Raw genomic sequence first — 18929 nt, 5'->3', positions numbered from 1 at the left:
GCCGGCGCCGCCGCGGGGACCGGCCGCACCGCCGGCGCCGCCCGCTCCGCCACCGGCGCCACCGGCACCACTGCCGCCCATACCTCCGCCGCCAGCGCCGCCCGCGGCTCCGCCGGCCGCACCCGCACCGCCGCCACCTGCCCCACCGGCTCCGCCGCCACCGGCGCCGCCTGCGCCACCCTGCGCGAACGCCGTGGCCGCGCCGAGCGCCAACACGGCGGCCGTCATGGTTCCGCGCAGGACCTTGCCGCGAATCGACTTGCTCATGACCCTCTCCCGACACTGCGCCCGCACGGCCGATGGCGCGGGTCGCCGCAGTGCCGGGCCGCAACGAGGAGGTGTGGAAAATGGTTCCGGGCCGCGGCCCGGGCACCCGGGCCCGAGGGCCGGGGACCCGGCACGGTCAACGGGAACGGCGTGGCGTTTACCGGATCGTCTCCCGCCTCAAGAACCCTCGTCCCGATATGCCGGGCGGCAGAAGCCTCGTTCGAGCCGCGCTGGGCCTTGCGCCTTGCGAGAGCGGCTGGGAGCAGACAAGATCCGTTCCGACGAGGAATACCCTGCCGCGATCGGCCATCCGGGTTGGGACGGCCGGTCGAGGGAACGTCGGCATCTCAGCCGCAGGGCTGAGGATCGGGTCGCAGGCGGGATGAAAATCGACCCGCCGGAGGTGCAGGGGAACGGGCTGTCCGCAGCCTCCGGAGGCTCCCCCGACGACACGGATTCCGGTTCGTCGAAAAAATACCCCATCCGGTTTCCGATCGATCGCGTCAGGCGATCCTACCGGATCGCACTCGCGATGCGGAAACCGTATCAGAACGCGGAGCAGCCCTCGCCGTCCCCCGCGCCATACCAGGTGAAGTGCTTCTTGATCGGCTCGATCACGTCCCAGGTGCCGGAAAAGCCCTTCGGCGTCACGAAGGCGTCGCCGGCCCGGTAGGTGCGCGAGACGCCCTCGGCGTCGGTGACGGTCACCACGCCTTCGAGGATCTGGATGAACTCGTCGCGGTCGAAGTCGATGCGGAACTTGCCGGCCCGGCAGGTCCAGATGCCGGCGGCGAACAGCCCGTCGGCGCTGCGGTGGATGTAGGTCGCGGTCTGGGCCGGGTTGCCCGACAGGATGGTCGAGAACGGCGGCAGGTAGGTCTCGGCCGGGGGCTGCACCGCCGGGAAGTCGACCGTCTGCTGCAGCGGCCCGTCGAGGAGCGCCGGCGGCTCGCGGCGCAGGAACGGCACCATCCGCAGCACCGGCACGACGCCCAGATAGGCCAGGAGCGGCCCGGACGAGACGATGACCTGCTTGATGATTCCCATGATGCCCCCCTGCGGCGATGATCGCCGGCCGTCGCCACATGTCCGCTGACCGGGCCATACAAGCCCGTCGCCCTTAACGGAGGGCTGCGCCAATGGCTCGAATGTGCGGCGATGCAGCGGCCCCTGCCGAACACAGTTAAGGGAACCTCGCCGCCGCTCTGGAACATCCGGGACGGGCCGGATAATGCGCGGTTTTCCCGTCAAGATCCTGCGAGATGCGGGGATCGTCGTCGCAATCCATTGGCGATCGCCGGAGGAAGCGCTTACATCGCGGGGCGGCGTGAGGGTGAAGATGAGTGCGGTCTCGTCACGGATGCGGCGCCTCGGCCAGGGACTGGCATTGGCCGCCCTGCTGTGGGGCGTCGCCGCGTCTCCCCCGCCCGTCGCCGCCGGCGCCCTCGCCTGGCCCGCCGGGCGCGGCCTCGTCGACCAGACCGGGGCGGCGGTGGACGAGGCCCGCTTCGCCGGCCGGTTGCGCCTGGTCTATTTCGGCTACACGCGCTGCCCCGACCTCTGCCCGACCGCCCTGATGACGGTGACGCAGGCCCTCGACGAATTGCCGCCGGCCCTGCTCGCCCGGCTGGCGCCGGTGTTCGTCGCCGCCGATCCGGAGCGCGACGGCCCGGGGGTGCTCGCGGCCTATCTCGACACGTTCCACCCCGCCATCCTGGCGGTGACCGGCCCGGTCGCCGTGATCGACGGCCTCGCCGCGGCCTACGCGGCGCCGCCGATCCGGCGCCACGACGGCGTCGTCGACCACCCGGTCGAGTTCTTCCTCGTCGGCCCGGCCGGCGCGCCGCTGGGCCGGATCCCGGTCACGGTCACCCCGGACGCGCTCGCCGAGATCCTGCGGCACGCGCTCGCCCGCTGAGATCGTCCCGGTGCGGTCGCGCTGCATCGCACAGTTCTTCTTCGCGCTGCACCAAGCACACGCAACATCAGGATCCCGTGATGCGCCATAAAGCGGGTTGACGCGACCGCCCGCTCGTCTACTCATAGCAAAAAACACAATAACAAAGAACGATTCCACCGGGAGGAACGATGGATCGCGGAGAACGGCGCGCGCCGAAGCTCGACCAGGGGCTCGACCGGCGCAGCGTGGTGCTGGGGGCCGTGGCCTGCTGCGCGGCGGGGGGCGCCGCCTGGGCGGGGCCCGAGGATCTGCTGCCGCAGAAGGGCGACAGGCTGGTGCTCGGCGACGGCGCCAAGGCGGGCCAGCCCGTCACCCTCGACGGCCTGCCGGTCGGCGGCGACCTCGTCGAGGCGGTGGCGGTGGATCCGCAAGGGACCAGGCGCGAGGGCTCGCGCTTTTCCAAGATCATCCTGGTGCGGGTCGCGCCCGACCAGGTCGCCGAGGACCAGCGCGCCCACGCGGTCGACGGCGTGCTCGCGCTCTCGGCGATCTGCACCCACCAGGGTTGCACCATCTCGGGCTGGAGCCACGAGACCAGGCGCCTGAGCTGCTTCTGCCACCATTCCGAGTTCCTGCCCGCCGAGGGCGGCCGGGTGGCCAAGGGGCCGGCGCGCAAGCGCCTGCCGGTGCTGCCGCTCGCGAAAGGCGAGGGCGGCACGCTGATGGTCGCCGGCGGCTTCACGGCCAAGCCCGGGCCGGGCCCCGCCTGAGCGGGTGCCCGCGAAGGTCGGCCAAGGAAACGAGATCCGCGCGAGCCAACGACGCGGGTCCGGACAACGACACCAGGGTCTGAGGAAACGCCGGGCCGGCTTAGCGCCGCCCCCCGCCTTCGAGGAGAGCAGCATGTCACGTCTCGTTCGCGCCAGGGGCTGGCTCGCCGCAGTCGCGCCCTGTGCGGTGGCCCTCGCGCTGTCCGCCGCTCCGGTCCAGGCTGGGCCGGCTGACAGCACCCAGGCCGCCGGGGCCAAGGTCGACTACAAGCCGGTCACCGACCAGCGCCTGGCGAACCCCGAGCCCGAGAACTGGCTGCAATATCGCGGCAACTACCAGAGCTGGGGCTATTCCCCCCTCGACCAGATCACCGCGAAGAACGTCACCAAGCTCGTTCCGGCCTGGAGCCTGTCGACCGGCGTGAGCGAGGGCCACCAGGCCCCGCCGATCGTCAACAACGGCGTGATGTTCGTCACCACCCCGCAGGCGCAGGTGATGGCGATCAACGCCCGCACCGGCGAGATCCTGTGGCGCTACCAGAAGGAGCTGCCGCCGGAGCTGTCGCAGCTCCACCCGACCAACCGCGGCGTCGGGCTCTACGGCGACAGCGTCTACATGACCACAACCGATTCGTGCGTGGTCGCGCTCGGTGCCGCCACCGGCAAGGTGAAGTGGGAGACGTGCGTCGCCCCCTGGCAGGACGGCTACTACATGACGCTCTCGCCGCTGGTGGCGAAGGGCAAGGTCGTGGTCGGCGTCTCGGGCGGCGAGTACGGCGTGCGCGGCTTCATCACGGCGCTCGATGCCGAGACCGGCAAGGAAGCCTGGAAGACCTACACGGTGGCCGGCCCCGGCGACCCGGCGGCCGATACCTGGAAGGGCGACGCCTGGAAGACCGGCGGCGGCTCGGTCTGGATCCAGGGCAGCTACGATCCGGCGGCCAACCTCGCCTATTTCGGCACCGGCAACGGCGGTCCCTGGACGCCGGACGCCCGTCCCGGCGACAACCTCTACACCTCGTCGGTCGTCGCCCTCGATCTCGACACCGGCAAGATCAAGGGCCACCACCAGTATCACTGGAACGACGCCTGGGACTGGGACGAGGTCTCGGCGCCGGTGCTGATCGACATCGAGCGCGACGGCAGGAAGATTCCGGCCGCGATCCATGCCGGCCGCAACGGCTATCTCTGGACGCTGGAGCGCAGCAAGGACGGGCCCTTGAGCTTCGTCGAGGGCAAGCCGTTCGTCTACCAGAACGTCTTCGCCTCCCTCGACCCGAAGACCGGCCGGCCCGCTTACGACCAGTCCAAGATCCCGGGCATCAACAAGCGCGCCGCCTTCTGCCCCGGCCTGTGGGGCGGCAAGGACTGGCCGCCGGAGGCCTACAACCCGAAGACCGGGCTGTTCTACATCCCCAGCAACGACAACCTGTGCTCGGAGCTGGCCGGGGCACAAGCCGGCACGCGCAAGCCCGGCGAGCTCTATATCGGCATCCCGATCGACGAGGTGCTGAACTCCCTGCGCCTGCGCGACGGCGTCGACAAGTCGAAGCCGTTCGCCATCGGGGCGATCCAGGCCTGGGATCCGAAGACCGGCAAGAAGGCCTGGCAGCACGACTTCCAGGATTCGGCGAACTGGGGGCCGCTGCTGACCACCGGCAGCGGGCTGATCTTCGCCGGCGGCACCAGCGACCGGAAGTTCCGGGCGCTCGACGGCACCACCGGCAAGGTGCTGTGGGAGACCCGCCTCAATTCCGGCGTCACCGGCGTGCCGTCGAGCTACATGGTCGACGGGATCCAGTACGTCGCGGTCCAGGCCGGCTGGGGCGTCGATGCCGAGCGCATGCTGACCGGCATCAACGCGCTCATCCCCGAGGAGCGCCGGGTCAGCGTCCTGCCCCAGGGCGGCGTGATCTGGGTGTTCCGGGTCATGGGCGAGGAAGCGGCGGCCAAGTGATCGCTCGTCAAGTGAGCGGCAGCCGTTCGATGATCAAGCCGGGGCTGAGTCTCGCCGCCCTGGCGCTCGCCGCCGGCCTCCTCGGGGGTCCGGCGGGCGCGCAGAGCTCGCAGCAGAGCCCGCAAGAGGGAGCGACCGCCGCCAGCGCGGCCCCCCTCCCCTCGCAGCCCGACGCCCTCGTCGCCTACGTGACGCACGCCCTGCGCGACCACGACACCGCCGCCTTCGAGCGGCTGGTGAACTGGACCGGCACCCGGGCGCAGAGGAAGCGCCTGACGCTCTACCAGATCCGCTCCGGCTTCGGCCGGCCGATCAAGGCGGCGTCCCTGGAGCCGATGCCGGAGGACGGCCTCGCCGAGGCGACCGCCCGCGGCACCCTGAAGGCCAACATGCCGGTGACCGACCGGCTGCGGGTGGTGTTCGACGAGCCGCCGGTCGAGGGCGATGCGCCCCCCACCAGCGTGTTCCTGATCGGTCGCGAGGGTGGGGCCTACCGCATCGCCCTCCTGGTGCCGACCGGGCCGCCGCGCGGCAAATAGGAGGGCGTCCGCGCTTGACCGCCGGCCCCGGGTGGCGCAAGCGTTCGGAATTATAATTCCATCACCCGGAGATTCGGTCATGGACTTCACGCTCTCCCCGCGCACCGAGGAGTTCCGCGCCCGCATCGCGGCCTTCGTCGAGAGCGAGATACTGCCCGTCGAGGCCGACCGCGGCACCTGGGACGAGCACGAGAACATCGGCCCCGCGGCCCTCTCCGCGTTGCGCGCGAAGGCCAAGGCCGCCGGCCTGTGGTGCCTCCAGCTCAAGCCCGAGACCGGCGGCCAGGGCCTCGACAAGGTCGGGATGGCGGCCTGCTACACCGAGATGAACCGCTCGATCTTCGGGCCCGTGGTGTTCAACTCCGCCGCTCCCGACGACGGCAACATGATGGTGCTGGAGGCGCTGGGCACGCCCGAGCAGAAGGCGCGCTGGCTCGCGCCGATCGTCTCGGGGGAGGTGCGCTCGGCCTTCGCGATGACCGAGCCGCATCCCGGCGGCGGCTCCGACCCGTCGATGATCCGGACCCGCGCCGAGCGCCAGCCCGACGGCTCGTGGCGGATCACGGGCCGCAAGTGGTACATCACGGGTGCGGAGGACGCGGCCCATTTCATCCTGATCGCCCGCACCTCGGACGATCCGCGCCACGGGCTCACCGCCTTCCTGTTCCACCGCGACCAGCCGGGCTGGGAGATCGTCCGCCGCATCCCGATCATGGGACCGGAGGAGCATGGCGGCCATTGCGAGCTCGCCTTCGACGGGCTGACCATCCGGCCCGAGGACGTGCTCGGGGGCGAGGGCCGGGGCCTGAAGGTGACGCAGGTCCGCTTAGGCCCCGCCCGCCTCACCCACTGCATGCGCTGGCTCGGACTCGCCGGCCGCTGCGTCGAGATCGCGCGGGACTACGCGGTGAAGCGCGAGGGCTTCGGCGTGCGGCTCGCCGACCGCGAGAGCGTGCAGCTGATGCTCGGTGGTCTCGCCATGGACATCGAGATCGGCCGTCTCCTGGTGATGCGCGCCGCCTGGGAGCTCGACCAGGGGCGCTTTGCCCGCAAGGAGGTGTCGATGGCGAAGGTCCACGTCGCCAACACCCTGCACCGGGCCGCCGACATCGGCATCCAGATCAACGGCGCCCGCGGCTACTCCAAGGATACGGTGCTGGAGTGGATCTACCGCTACGCCCGCCAGGCCCGCCTTGTCGACGGCGCCGACGAGGTCCACCGCATGGTGCTGAACCGCCACCTCGAATCGGAGGGACGCGGCTTCTTCGCCTGGCCGACGGCGTAAGGCTTGAGGACCACCCGGGCGGGACCGTGCTAAGCAGACTTGCGTTGGCAGGCCAACGCTTCGCCCGCTTAGCTTCTTGATGTGTCGCAGATTTTTGTCGCAAAACCGGCGGCCACTTTTGCGAAATCTGCTTAGGGCTTCCCGCCCTGCTCACCGCCCGCGAGTCCGCCATGCCCGCCCTCCATCCCGACGTCCAGGCCCTGCTGGCGATGCTGCGCGCCGCCAACGCTCAGCCCCTCGAGGCGCTGCCGCCCGAGGCGGCGCGGCGCGGCTATCTCGCCGGTCGCCGGGCGCTGCAGCCGCCGCCGGACCCGGTCGCCGAGATCCGCGACCTCGCCGCCCCCTCCCCTGCCGGTCCGGTGCCGCTGCGGCTCTACCGCGGCGAGGGCACGGTGGCCGGCACGCCACTCCCCTGCCTCCTCTACCTGCATGGCGGCGGCTGGGTGCTCGGCAACATCGAGTCGCACGATTGGGTCTGCCGGCGGCTGGCCAACCTGACGCGAGCCTGCGTGATCGCGGTCGATTACCGCCTCGCCCCCGAGCACCCGTTCCCGGCCGCCGTCGAGGACGCGGCGGCGGCTCTGGCCTTCGTCGCCGAGCGGGCGGAGGGCTTGGGCGTCGATCCGGCCCGCCTCGCGGTCGGCGGCGACAGCGCCGGCGGCAACCTCGCGGCGGTGCTGGCCCTGATGGGCCGCGACGGCACCCTGCCGCAGACGGCGATGCAGGTGCTGCTCTACCCCTCCGTCGATCTCGGCCTGACCAGCGAAGGTTTCGAGCGCATCACCGAGGGCCAGCCCCTCACCGCCGGCACGATGCGCTACTTCGTCGACCATTACGCGCCCGACCCGCGCGACCGCACCGACTGGCGCGCCTCGCCGGCCCGCGCCGCCAGCCTCGCCGGCACGGCGCCCGCCCTGGTGCTGACCTGCGGCCACGACCCGCTCTGCGAAGAGGCCCGCCTCTACGCCCACCGCCTCGAGCGCGAGGGCGTGGCGGTCACGGCGCTCCACCTCTCCGACCAGACCCACGGCATCCTGACGATGAGCCGCGTGGTACGCACCTCCGCCACGGTGCTCGCCTTCGTCGCCGAGGCCCTGCGGGAGCGCTGGAGCCTGGGAGGCGCGGAGGGCGGGCGCGGCGGACGGTAGCCCGCCAGGCTCGTTCCGCGAGAGACCGCAACGGTATTCCGGGCTGCGCCGCGATCGGGCTCAAGCCCCCTTGCGGGCAGCGCGCCGGGGGCGAGCCGCGGACTTCCGGCGCGACGTGGCAGGGGCCTCGACGGAAGTCCCTTCGGCCTCGGGTGCGGGCAAGGACGGCGGGGCCAAGGGCGGCTCGGCCAAGGGCTCGGGTCCCCGCGCCTCGCGGGTGATCATCTCCACCATGCTCTGCGGCAGGCGGACGAAATGGCCGGTGCCGTGGCCGGATCGGTCGAGGATCTCGGCGAAAACGGGCTTGTGCGGCTCGTGCCCGGCCTCGCCCAGCGCGCAAGGGCGGCGCGGCAGGGCGCTCAGCTTCGCGGCGAGTTCCTTCGGCACCAGTGCGTTCACGCCTCACCCTCCCGTCGGCCGGACAGGGCGGAGATGTAGGACCCGTAGGGTTAACGATCGGCTGCCATGGCGGTGAATGCGCCCGTCGCGGGCGGCGGCGTCGAGGCCGCGGCCGGCCGGTGCGAGGCGGCTGCGTCCCTATCCCCGGGCGCCACGAAACCGGTTGACCGCGCCCCGCCGATTCCCTAGAGCGTTGACCCACAGGAGACGTGGCCGAGCGGCTGAAGGCACTCGTTTGCTAAATGAGCAAGCCCCGAAAGGGGCTTCGAGGGTTCGAATCCCTCCGTCTCCGCCAGCATACTTCTTAAATCGCTGATACGTCTGGGAAATTTAGCTGGCGTCGGTCTCAGACCAACAATCCGCCCAACATCCGCTAGCGGCATAGCCCGGAACGCAAAGGCATTCCCAGGACCACCGAATGTCCGGGAGACTGCCAATTGCGCTTGCCCTTCGTTCAACAGGTTCTCTGGAATTCGGCTCGAGTATCTCTCCTCGATAGGGGTTATTGATCACGGCTCCGTGAGGTATCCGTGATCCGGGTGAAGGGCATAGGGCATAGGCATGGCCAAGCTAGGCAGCGGGCATTGAAGCTGAGAAGGCGGGCTGGCTGAGGATTGTGCCACCAATGAGCCTTTTCGCTTTGCGAACTGTCCAGCTGACACAACGCTGCCTTGACCTTTGACGTCCCCCCATCGCTTTGATCCAGCCTGAGTGCGAGTTTTCCGGTTTTGTAAGACCCCGACGGGAGGAGCAGAGCCGTGAAGAAGAGCAGGTTTACCGAGGAGCAGATTGCCTTCGCGCTTAAGCAGGCTGAGACCGGAACGCCGGTGGCGGAGGTGCTGCGCCGGATGGGCATCGCCGAGCAGACGTTCTACCGTTGGAAGAAGCTCTACGGCGGCTTGGGCACAGGCGAGCTGCGACGGCTGAAGCAGCTGGAGGAGGAGAACCGCAAGCTCAAGCAACTCGTGGCCGATCTGAGCCTCGACAAACACATCCTGCAGGACGTGCTCGCAAAAAAGCTCTGACGCCTGCTCGGCGACGCGAGCTCGTGCACCAAGTTCAGGAGGCGCACGGGGTGAGTGAGCGACGCGGCTGCGTCGCGCTCGGCGTCGGTCGGTCGAGCATTCGTTACCGCTCGACCAAGCCCGATCAGGCACCGCCGCGGATGCGCATCCGTGATCTCGCCAAGAGCCGGGTGCGCTACGGCTACTTCCGGATCGACATCCTGCTGCGCCGGGAAGGCTGGCGGGTCAACCACAAGCGGGCTTACCGGCGCTACAAGGACGAGGGCCTGAGCCTGTGGCTCAAGCGGCCGCGCCGGCACGTCAGCGCGGCCCACCGAGAGCGTCGGCCTGCCCCGGTGCAGCCCAACGAGCGCTGGTCGATGGACTTCGTCTCCGACGCGCTCTTCGACGGCCGCCGACTACGAGCCTTGACGGTGGTGGATGCTTTCACGCGCGAGGCTCTAGCGATCGAGGTGGATCAGGGCATCAAGGGCGAGCAGGTCGTGGCTGTCAGCGCCCGCTTGGCACTCCTGCGCGGAGCACCGGGCACGATCCAGGTCGACAACGGGCCTGAGCGTCTCGAAGGCGCTCGACCGCCGGGCCTACGAGAACAGCGTCGCGCTGGATTTCTCGCGGACTGGCAAACCGACCGACAACCCGCTGGTCGAGTCGTTCAACGGGCGGCTGTGCGGCGAGTGCCTGAACGCGAACTGGTTCTTGTCGCTGGCCGACGCCAGGGGCAAGATCGAGGCGTGGCCCGTCCTCACACAGCCCTGGGGTGGCGCACGCGCCAGGAATTCGCCTTGGCGGCGGCCCGAGAGGCTGCCGAATGACATCCGGAGGCTCACCCTTCGGCCGAACCAAGATCCGGGGGACCGTCAAAGCCATGTTTGAGGTCCATCCACGAGACCGCTGAGGGTCGGGAGCAGGTTTTGATGGTGAGCCCGCAAGCTAACGTTCCGCCTCCTACCAATAACCGGTCTTACAAGATGCCATGAGTTTTGCCCAAGAACAGACGTGGGTGGCGTCTGAGTTCCACCATGGATCAATACCGAGAGAGATTGGAGAACTCTACCCATTAAATTGTGTTTCTCATTTAGATCGCAGCGTAAGTGTTTATTAATTCTGAAGAAACATCAACCGATTTAAGCTCGATAGTGGTTTTTCATATTATGCAATTAATTATTTATCGCATTATGGTACATAAATTCATTCCTTGACCACCGATTAAATATGCAATTTTTCGATAAATTATCCGACTCGATCGCCTTGATGCATGGCGATTCGTATACTAATTCGATGATACTGCAGCATCAATCTATGATAAGCTCATCACAGCTTCGCCAAATACGCCTAAATTCTTTGTTTTTACACTCGGCGCACACTCCCGTTCATAATTATAGGTTAGTATTTGACATAAGCGACTTGAAAATGGCTTGCTGTAGATCCATAAGTGCGGGCAGCTCTGCTGTCGCCGCATGCACGACTCAAGAGGTTGCTCCCGATTGAACATGTTTCGGTTCAGCAAATTTTTTGACCGCTTCCGACCATAGGACTTCTCGATGAGCATCCTCTCACGACCGCAAATCGTCGAAGCAATAAAACAGGGAGTAATTCATATTGATCCTTGGAGCGAAGAAAGCACTGGACCAGCCAGCGTGACACTGCATTTAGGAAACGATATAAACCGTCTAGTATGCGCGCAAAATATATCGATTGATCAGCCCGAAACATATCCTTTAATGAGTAAGATTGATATTGATAGAGACGGCTATATTCATCTCAAGAAACATGAAGTATTATTAGCCTCGACCCTGGAATCTGTGGGTCTGCCTAACCATGTAGCAGGATGGCTTACTGGGACTTCTGACCTGGCGCGGCTAGGTGTACAAGTGGTACTGAGCGATTTTGTTGCCCCTGGGTTCGGGTCAACCCGACCCGGCGTACTAGCTCTTGAACTTGTTTCACATGCTGCAGAAGTTGTGCGTTTACGTCCCAAAATGAGAGTGGGACACCTCGTCCTCACTACCCTGGGCCTCGCTTCCGATGTAAGCTACGACGAACTCGCAGACGGCTACGCAGGCGAAGCTGGTATAGTTGGCTCGCGCCTCTACAAGCGAATGAAATTCGAGACCAAGCTATGACAGAAATGACAGAATTCGAGCTTGCCTCGGCGCTAGCGAAGCAATTAAGCTACGATGGTGCAGTGGAGCTTGTTTACCTCACTGCAGAGTTCCAGCCGTTTTCTAATGCACAGAAGCCTGACATAATATTTAAGCCGCGCCGCGGCGCCTGGGCTGGGCAAATCGTGATCATTGAAATTAAGATCGAGAGTGCGCCTAGGAGGACAGGGCGCGCATATCAGAATCTCGTTGAACACAAGCAATTCTGCGCTGAGTCGCTTAATGAGCGAATTGCAAAACTCATTTTTGTCACAAACCAGCCCGTGCCTCAATTTTCTGTTGCGCTACTTGCGCGCGATGGGATCATCGTTGTAGATCATTCAGGCGAGGCAGATCAAACAGCCACGGCTATTCGATCTGCACTCGCGCTCTCATCATCCAGCTAATTTAAGACCAGATACACCTAGATCAATGATATCTTGCGACCCACGTCTTATTGATAAGAAGTCCCTTCTCTCATCAATATACAAAATCAATTTAGGATGCTCTCGCTGTATAGCAGTTGCCATAGCATGAGCGATCATGCGCAATGTAGGATGTGTTGTGAGGCCTGATCTTAGTTCAGCGACATAGACCATCTGTGGCAAGTCGTAAATAATCTCACACGATACCATCATTCCAATAGGCATCACATATTGCAAATCAGCATCTGACACCCCTTGCTGCTTCAATGATAAGGCAACCGCGTGCTGCTGGACAGATAATTCTTGTGCTTGAACTCGGAGTTTGGGCGGCAGTTGTTCTAAATACCACGGGTGCAGGCCAAACGCATCGGTAAGCAATGGCATGCGGCAGATTCCACCCCTGTGCCTCTGCAGATCTCTGAAAGACCCAAAATCCAACATAAATTGGCAGCGGTAAGTTCCTAGGTGGGAAAGATTTTTAGGAAGGACTTGTTTGCGAGGCCGAGAGGCAATTATATCCAAATGGTTTGATTCCAAATTATTATTATCTATTGTACTATTGTATTGAAAATCAGCAGCTAAATGAGATGGGGCTACATAAGTTTCAGTTCTTCCAACCATGCGTAAATATTCTAGAGCTTCACTCGTTACTTCATGTCCAAAGCTATTGGAGTATCTATGTCGCAGCAGATCCAGGCAGCCCTCACCAATTGTCCGAACCTCGGCGAGAGGATGGGTAAGCAGCCGTAAACTATGCTCATGGGCCTGCCGAAAGTTTGTAGTCCAAGATAGCTGTGAAGTTACACCCGCTGGAAGGAATCCGCGTAGTATGTCGAAGCAGCGCGCTGCAATTGCTTTTTGCCATACACTCTCCGATTGTCCAGTTGGCTTCTCTATGGTTTCTTGTAAATGCCTAAGTAATATTGGTTCAGCATTACGATAAAATTGCATCCATCTCTCAATTATTTCATTTGACTGGTGCGTGTTTATTGGATCAACAACTGCGCGTTCGGAGAAATCAATATATCTGGTTGATGTTTCTTGACCTGAATATAACGGGTTATCTTGAATGGCCTTACAAGCCAGGATCGATACATCCTCGATGTACAAAGTAGTATATCCACAATCGCCAATTGAGGCGTGACCATAGCCCACATAGTAGCTAGCCATGAAATTTTCTGGTCCGCGCTCCCGCACCTTTATTAGATGGTGCTCCACGCTCTTCGATGAGCGGCTATAAAGCGCCTGGAGCATGGCGTTTGCCTCCGGCGGCAGCTCGTCGTGAATTTTTATTCGCATGCTACTTCTCCCGGCATAGCGTAATAAGTGGCAACGATAGTCCGATATTTCACTAAGATCACGCTATGGTCTACGCGATTGGTCATTGTTACTGAATTTTACACGTAAAAAGTTAACATATTATACATATGGGCTGCGAGGGAGGACGGTGACAGCGCGGCTTCGCAGCCGAAACTGCAACGCACTGGCTCGGCCATTTTTCAACGATTTCAAGCCAGACGATAGACTTTGGATCTTTAATATTGTCATGCTTTGATGGCTCTCCCTGACTCGATAACAACCCCTGCAGATTTTGAGAAGCAAACAGTATCACAAAGGTACCCATGTCCAAAACAAAAAAATCATAATCTTGCAAATTATGACAAATCTCAAGATCCCCAAGGATGCACCAATGTCTTGGCAGCGTAACATGGGGCGGTGTGGCGGCACATATGGCGCCGCTTCCACGTAGCTGACATTCCATTGATACGGAACCTCTGCAGATGAGGCTGCTTCCGTCACCGAACCGGTGGTGAGTGCGCAAGCGCTGCCCGCGATCGTCGGTTGAAGAGCGCTCCGCCATGATCGACACGATCCTTCCGCGAGCCCCGTCCCAGTCCGACCTGACTTCTAACCGGACGACGAGACTGGTCGTGCTGATTGGCTGGTTGGCGGATCGGCGCCTGAACATTCTCACCGAGGAGACCGCGCATGGACTGCGACCTGATCTCCGCATCGATGCTAAGGCTGGACAAGGGCGCACCCCATCACCTTCATCGGCTCGCCGTCGTCTATTTCCGGCAGTCCACTCTGCAGCAGATTGAGCAGCATCGCGAGTCCTCCCGCTTGCAGTGAGATTGCCCCGTTGGTTCTTGCTAGTTTTGCATGAATGGCGGTGGATCGTCTCTGGCCTATGATGGCCTGATCCGCCCTCCCCATCGTGGGTGGCATGAGCATTCCCTTCGCCATCTCCGAATGCCGCGCTGCGCATCCTGTCGAACGACACGACGATCTCCTCGTCATCTCGGCGCGGCTGGACGCTGCCAGCGGCCGCTGCCCCGTGCGCGGGCAGGCGAGCCGGTCCGTCTATATACGCTACCAGCGCCTTTCCCGCCGACTTGCCGCTATCGGCGTCGCAGACCACGTTGCGCATCGAGGTGCAGCGGTTCTACTGCCGCAACCAGGCCGGCCGACGCAGGACCTTCGCCGAGGCGCCCACGACCCTTCTCGCACCGCCCCGCCCGGCGCACGCGGCGGCTTGGAGAGGCGCAGGCCAGGGGCGCCTCGCCTGCGGCGGCGCAGGCGGCGCGCGTCTCGTGCCCGACGCGCCGGCTCCCATCCGGGTCGGCATTGACGATTGGGCGATGAGGAGCGGCAGCAGCTATGGCAAAATCGTTGTCGACCTCTACCGTCAGCGCGTGATCGACCTCCTCCCGGATCGCAGCGCGCCCACGCTGGCCGGATGGCTCGAACGGCACTCCGGCGTCGAACTCGTCGCCCGGGATCGCTCGACCGAGTATACCCGAGGTGCAAGCCTTGGCGCTCCCAGGCGCAGCGGATCGCTGACCTATGGCATCTGCTCACCAACATGCGGCAGGCCGTCGAACGCTGGCTCTATGGTGCCCATGCCCAGCTGTGGAACCTTCCACCCCTCCCTGGCTCTGCCATTCGTCCCGCCCGTGGCGACCGTGCCTTCGCCCGTAGCGCACCGGAGTTGGAGGCGAGTGGACAGAGCCGGATGCGATGGCAGGCCATCAGTGACGCGATGCGGCATCGTCACCCAGCCGCGAGCCGGTGCTCCGAATCGCCCGTGCCATGGGGCTGGCGCATGCCACGGTACGCAAATTCGCGACCGCTGAGGCCTTCCCAGCCCGGCTACTCCACGGCGCCGGACCCAGCCTCCTTGATCCGCACGTCGCATACTTGGCGGGTCGGATCGACGAAGGCTGCGAGAACGCGATAGCCCTGTGGCGTAAGATCCGGGAACGGGGCTATCCTGGGACGAGCCGGAAGCTGGTCCAACCTGACTCTGATCCGAGCTCATCCATGGCAGCCTTCCCAGTCGACCTAGCATAAGAAATCTAGATTAATTCGAAATTGCAGTTTAGTGTTTATTTCCTCCCTAAATTTTCGCATCAAACCACTGCATCTGCCCGCAAACAGCTTAGATAGAAACAAAAAGTTGGCGACCTATTCTGAACAACTAAATTCTGAATTAATAGAAGCCCAGCGATTATTTTTTGCCCTAGAAAATCTTTCATTTAACGCTTGGCGATTAGAGTTCACCATGAGGCCATAATATCACACTTCACAAAAAACTCGTTTATTGGTATAGCGTGCAAGCGTGAGGTTTGTATAACAATCGATACTCGATTCCTGTTATGTGAGGAAGACGTGGCTGAGCAATTTACTGTTTCGTCGCTCGGATGGATTGGCGCCATAGGAACAATTGCTGTAGTACTGTTGCTTACTCTATCTTCAACAATAGATATTGCTCGAACTCTTGGCGTACGCTGGCCAAACTGGTTTTTTCAAGCCCTCGAGCAACGAGAAACCGAAAAACTGAATCGGTATTTAGATCAATATGAAGAGCGCATTTCATCTCAATCACGGTTATGGCTGGAGCGTGTATTTGATGCTGAAGAAGGATACATTAGAGCTCATCAAGATATATTGGTTGGACAGATACTCCACCATTTTGGAATTCCTAGCACAGAATTTGATAAATTACGCGAACATGCTCAACGTCTCAGACACGCACCTAGGCGAACCAAAGCGGAGATTGAAAAACAACTTGGAGAAATGTGCAAGAAGTCGCCTATACTCGTTGACACATCAACTCTCCGAAATCCCCTCTATGGGGAGGTTAGATATTACTTAAATTTTGTGGATGCGATGGCCAATCCAAGCCTTGGTGCTTCTTTAACTGAGATGATGGCGAGTCACATTCGATCAAATGTCAATCTTCAAGAACTAGATAATGTTGTCATTGTCACACCTGCAAATGGCAATGTTTCGCTAGGATTAGAGACGGCTCGCTCTTTAAGGCGACCTTTTCTATTTATGAGAGAAAAACCTCGTGTGGAGCAAGGTCAGTACTGGGACGGATCGTTGCCACATGATGGCGTGTTGATCATAGTGCACGACGTTGCTGTTTCAGGCGACCAACTCGTAAGTGCGTATGACCACCTGAAGAATAAAGGGTACAATTGCAGCCGCGTATTTTGCCTGGTAGAACGGACCGACAAATCTGCGCGGAGTCGACTAGCGGAACGATCAATGAGTCTAATCCCCGTCCTTCAGCTTGATGACGCAGCGCTTGGTAGACGGTAGAAATGATATGATCAAAATCGATTGTAGCTTCTGTATGGAAGCATCAGATAGTTTGATCCATGATTTTGTTTTGGATTTTGCCAAGCTTCCATCGTTTAATAGGATGATATGGGGAGACAGCAATCATTTTGTGATTCCATCCTTGGGACCATTATCCGACGATCATTGCCTCTTAGTTTCTCGCGAGCATTACAGGTGTCTTCGCGACGCGCCATTGTGGATGCAGGAGCTTACAATCAAGCGCGCTCACAGCCTTGCGCAGGAGCTTCAAATATTTAGTGGGATGCCAGCATTAATTTTCGAAAATGGATCAAGCATTAGTCGCGACCCGACTGGCGTATGTGTTGATCATGTTCATTTTCATGTGCTTACCCTGCCAAGCGAAGTAATCATTCACGTACTTGAACAGATAAACGCCCTTCCTATCGCTAGTGGTTGGTCAGGAATCACTAATGGATTAAATCAATGCTTTGATTATGTAATAATCGGATCTCTCGACTCGGTCGGAGTCATTTCTGACGAAGCGGTCGATCGGCAGCTTGTGAGGAAAGCTTTGGCCTCAACTCTCGGCAAGAGTGATAATTGGGATTGGAGAAGCTACCCTCAATTGCAACAGGTCCTAAAAATTTCGCAGCGTCTTAAGGATCTACGTCTAAAATGCGAAAGTTAATTTTTGTCAACTGATTTATTTGTCTAGTTGTCAATAAATAAAATTAAACTTTTTTCGGCGCCACTTTGCTCTCTATAGTGCTGACTCGAGCAAAACGTACAATACCCTGTATCTCCTGACCGATACTTACACACTATTAATTCTATCCCGTAACGATTGGATGAGATTAACAGAAGTATGACCAATAGCCGTCGCTGATGTTGTGATATTACTAAACCACAGCTTCGCGCGATCTGTCGAGTTCGCACGGTAGAGTCTCGCCCTTGCTGCGCGACATGGGGACCGTCTCGGGCAAGCCTGTGTGGTCGCCGTGTGCCACATCGGCGCTCACTCCTCAGTCAGGATGAGATGCAGGTAGAGAGGCGAGGGTACCTTGTCACGTGTCAGACTGGTGACCGTGAGGAGCAGAGTATGCGATGTTCTCAGGCCACGGCCTTGTCGGCGGGCGTTGCGGGGTAGGCCCAGGGCAGCAGCTCATCGAGGCGGCTGTTGAGATGCCCCTCGACGATGCGGGTGATCACATCGGCCAAGTAGGCGCGCAGCTCGACGCCGGCGAGCTTGCAGGTCTCGATCATCGAGGCGATCACCGCCCAGTGCTCCGCCCCGCCATCCGAGCCGGCAAACAGTGCATTCTTTCTCGTGAGAGCCAGGGGCTGGATCGCGCGCTCGACCACGTTTGAGTCGATCTCGACCCGCCCGTCAGCGAGGAACAGGCTCAGCCCCGCCCAGCGGCTCAGGGCATAGCGGATCGCCTCGGCCAGCTTGCTCTTCTGGCTGATCAGCCCGAGCTTTTCGCGCAGCCACGGCTCCAGTGCCTCGAGGATCGGGCGGCTGCGCGCCTGCCGTGCGGCGCGGCGCTCCTCGGCCGGGCGGCCGCGGATCTCGGCCTCGATCCGGTAGAGCCGTGCGATGCGCGCGAGCGTCTCGACCGCGATCGGCCCCTCCAGATCGTAGAAGGCCCGACGCACGTGGCTCCAGAATAAGGCGAGGTGCACCTCGCTCTGCCGGGCCAGCGCCTTGTAGCCGTTGTAGCCGTCCACCTGCAGCACGCCCCGGAAGCCGCAGAGGTGCGTGAGCGGCCGCTCGGCCGTGCGGTCGGGCGCGTAGACGTAGGCGACGCCGGGTGGGTCGGCCCCGCCCCAGGGCCGATCGTCCCTCGCGTAGGCCCAGAGCTGCCCCGTCTTCGTGCGACCTCGACCCGGGTCGAGCACCGGTGCCGTGGTCTCGTCGGCGAACAGCCTCTCCGACCGCTTCAGCGTCTCGAGCAGCCGCTCGTGCACCGGACGCAGCAGGAAGGCTGCACGCCCGACCCAGTCGGCCAGGGTCGAGCGGTCGAGGTGAACGCCTTGGCGAGCGAAGATCTGCGCCTGCCGATAGAGCGGCAAGTGATCGGCGTACTTGGAGACGAGGACCTGCGCGACGAGGTCGTCGGTGGGCAGCCCGCCCTCGATCAAGCGGGCGGGCGCGGGGGCCTGCACGACCACGTCCTCGCAGGCGCGGCAGGCGTAGCGCGGGCGCCGGATCACGATCACCCGGACCTGGGCCGGCACCACGTCGAGACGCTCGGACACGTCCTCGCCGATGCGGTGCATCGCGCCCGTGCAACAGGGGCAAACGGTGCTCTCGAGGTCGACCACGCGCTCGATGCGCGGCAGGTGGGCGGGCAAGGCTGTAGCCGCCGATGTGAAACTGACCCAGTCGCCGATTGAATCCTGACCCAGGCCGTAGGCTGGGCTCCTTCTGCGGGAGGAGGCCCGGATGGTGGGTGAGGAGGCAGCGTTGGAGATCCGGG

Annotated in this window: 16 protein-coding genes, 1 tRNA gene and 1 pseudogene; 14 read left to right on the top strand and 4 right to left on the bottom strand. The window is 62.3% G+C overall.

What is annotated here, in order from left to right; all coding sequences use genetic code 11:
• Nucleotides 1–813: 813 nt before the first annotated feature.
• A complete protein-coding gene (locus ACS5PV_RS32040) occupies nt 814–1314 on the bottom strand; it encodes a cupin domain-containing protein (RefSeq protein WP_455399355.1) in 501 nt (166 codons plus the stop codon).
• Between the two features lie 292 nt (nt 1315–1606).
• Here ACS5PV_RS32040 and ACS5PV_RS32035 point away from each other — a divergent pair, with 292 nt between their 5' ends.
• From ACS5PV_RS32035 to ACS5PV_RS32010, 6 genes are all read left to right on the top strand, one after another.
• The gene (locus tag ACS5PV_RS32035) at nt 1607–2185 is read left to right on the top strand and encodes an SCO family protein (RefSeq protein ID WP_455399354.1); all 579 of its coding nucleotides are present in this window, start codon (nt 1607–1609) and stop codon (nt 2183–2185) included.
• A 170-nt stretch (nt 2186–2355) separates the two neighbouring features.
• Complete coding sequence (locus tag ACS5PV_RS32030; protein WP_455399353.1) at nt 2356–2937, top strand: QcrA and Rieske domain-containing protein; 582 nt, start codon at nt 2356–2358, stop codon at nt 2935–2937.
• A gap of 133 nt (nt 2938–3070) precedes the next feature.
• The gene (locus ACS5PV_RS32025; protein ID WP_455399352.1) at nt 3071–4894 is read left to right on the top strand and encodes a PQQ-dependent dehydrogenase, methanol/ethanol family; all 1824 of its coding nucleotides are present in this window, start codon (nt 3071–3073) and stop codon (nt 4892–4894) included.
• A 29-nt stretch (nt 4895–4923) separates the two neighbouring features.
• Nucleotides 4924–5433, top strand: a complete 510-nt coding sequence (locus tag ACS5PV_RS32020) for a hypothetical protein (protein WP_455399351.1) — start codon at nt 4924–4926, stop codon at nt 5431–5433.
• A 79-nt stretch (nt 5434–5512) separates the two neighbouring features.
• Nucleotides 5513–6718: an acyl-CoA dehydrogenase family protein gene (locus tag ACS5PV_RS32015; protein ID WP_455399350.1), complete on the top strand. Its 1206-nt coding sequence runs from the start codon at nt 5513–5515 to the stop codon at nt 6716–6718.
• Between the two features lie 170 nt (nt 6719–6888).
• Nucleotides 6889–7866 carry an alpha/beta hydrolase gene (locus ACS5PV_RS32010; RefSeq protein ID WP_455399349.1) on the top strand — a complete coding sequence of 326 codons (978 nt, stop codon included), beginning with the start codon at nt 6889–6891 and terminating at the stop codon, nt 7864–7866.
• A gap of 60 nt (nt 7867–7926) precedes the next feature.
• On the opposite strand, the gene ACS5PV_RS32005 is transcribed toward ACS5PV_RS32010, so the two are convergent.
• Entirely contained in the window at nt 7927–8265 is a 339-nt protein-coding gene (locus ACS5PV_RS32005; RefSeq protein WP_455399348.1) for a hypothetical protein, read from the bottom strand.
• Between the two features lie 203 nt (nt 8266–8468).
• Here ACS5PV_RS32005 and ACS5PV_RS32000 point away from each other — a divergent pair.
• From ACS5PV_RS32000 to ACS5PV_RS31985, 4 genes and pseudogenes are all read left to right on the top strand, one after another.
• Nucleotides 8469–8560 (top strand) — tRNA-Ser (locus tag ACS5PV_RS32000).
• A gap of 463 nt (nt 8561–9023) precedes the next feature.
• Nucleotides 9024–10102, top strand: a pseudogene (locus ACS5PV_RS31995) (IS3 family transposase).
• Between the two features lie 729 nt (nt 10103–10831).
• Entirely contained in the window at nt 10832–11413 is a 582-nt protein-coding gene (gene dcd / locus ACS5PV_RS31990; RefSeq protein ID WP_455399347.1) for a dCTP deaminase, read from the top strand.
• Nucleotides 11410–11838 (top strand): hypothetical protein, encoded by a 429-nt coding sequence (locus tag ACS5PV_RS31985; protein WP_455399346.1) that lies wholly within the window; start codon nt 11410–11412, stop codon nt 11836–11838. The genes dcd and ACS5PV_RS31985 overlap by 4 nt, the downstream gene beginning before the upstream one ends.
• Here the strand turns inward: ACS5PV_RS31985 and ACS5PV_RS31980 are convergent.
• Nucleotides 11827–13155, bottom strand: coding sequence for an FAD-dependent thymidylate synthase (locus ACS5PV_RS31980; protein WP_455399345.1), 1329 nt, complete (start codon nt 13153–13155; stop codon nt 11827–11829). The genes ACS5PV_RS31985 and ACS5PV_RS31980 overlap by 12 nt on opposite strands.
• Before the next feature lie 690 nt (nt 13156–13845).
• Here ACS5PV_RS31980 and ACS5PV_RS31975 point away from each other — a divergent pair.
• From ACS5PV_RS31975 to ACS5PV_RS31960, 4 genes are all read left to right on the top strand, one after another.
• On the top strand, nt 13846–13989 hold the full coding sequence (locus tag ACS5PV_RS31975; RefSeq protein WP_455399344.1) for a hypothetical protein: 144 nt from the start codon (nt 13846–13848) through the stop codon (nt 13987–13989).
• A gap of 302 nt (nt 13990–14291) precedes the next feature.
• Complete coding sequence (locus ACS5PV_RS31970; RefSeq protein WP_455399356.1) at nt 14292–14993, top strand: transposase; 702 nt, start codon at nt 14292–14294, stop codon at nt 14991–14993.
• 535 nt (nt 14994–15528) lie between these two features.
• Nucleotides 15529–16467, top strand: a complete 939-nt coding sequence (locus ACS5PV_RS31965) for a phosphoribosyltransferase (protein ID WP_455399343.1) — start codon at nt 15529–15531, stop codon at nt 16465–16467.
• A gap of 7 nt (nt 16468–16474) precedes the next feature.
• A complete protein-coding gene (locus tag ACS5PV_RS31960) occupies nt 16475–17137 on the top strand; it encodes a hypothetical protein (protein ID WP_455399342.1) in 663 nt (220 codons plus the stop codon).
• A 422-nt stretch (nt 17138–17559) separates the two neighbouring features.
• On the opposite strand, the gene tnpC is transcribed toward ACS5PV_RS31960, so the two are convergent.
• On the bottom strand, nt 17560–18929 hold a 1370-nt coding region (tnpC, locus tag ACS5PV_RS31955), incomplete at its 5' end, for an IS66 family transposase (RefSeq protein ID WP_455399341.1).

Source organism: Methylobacterium sp. Gmos1 (genome assembly GCF_053764715.1).
Note: the sequence above shows the minus strand (reverse complement) of the source record. Positions and strands in the feature narration are given on the sequence as shown.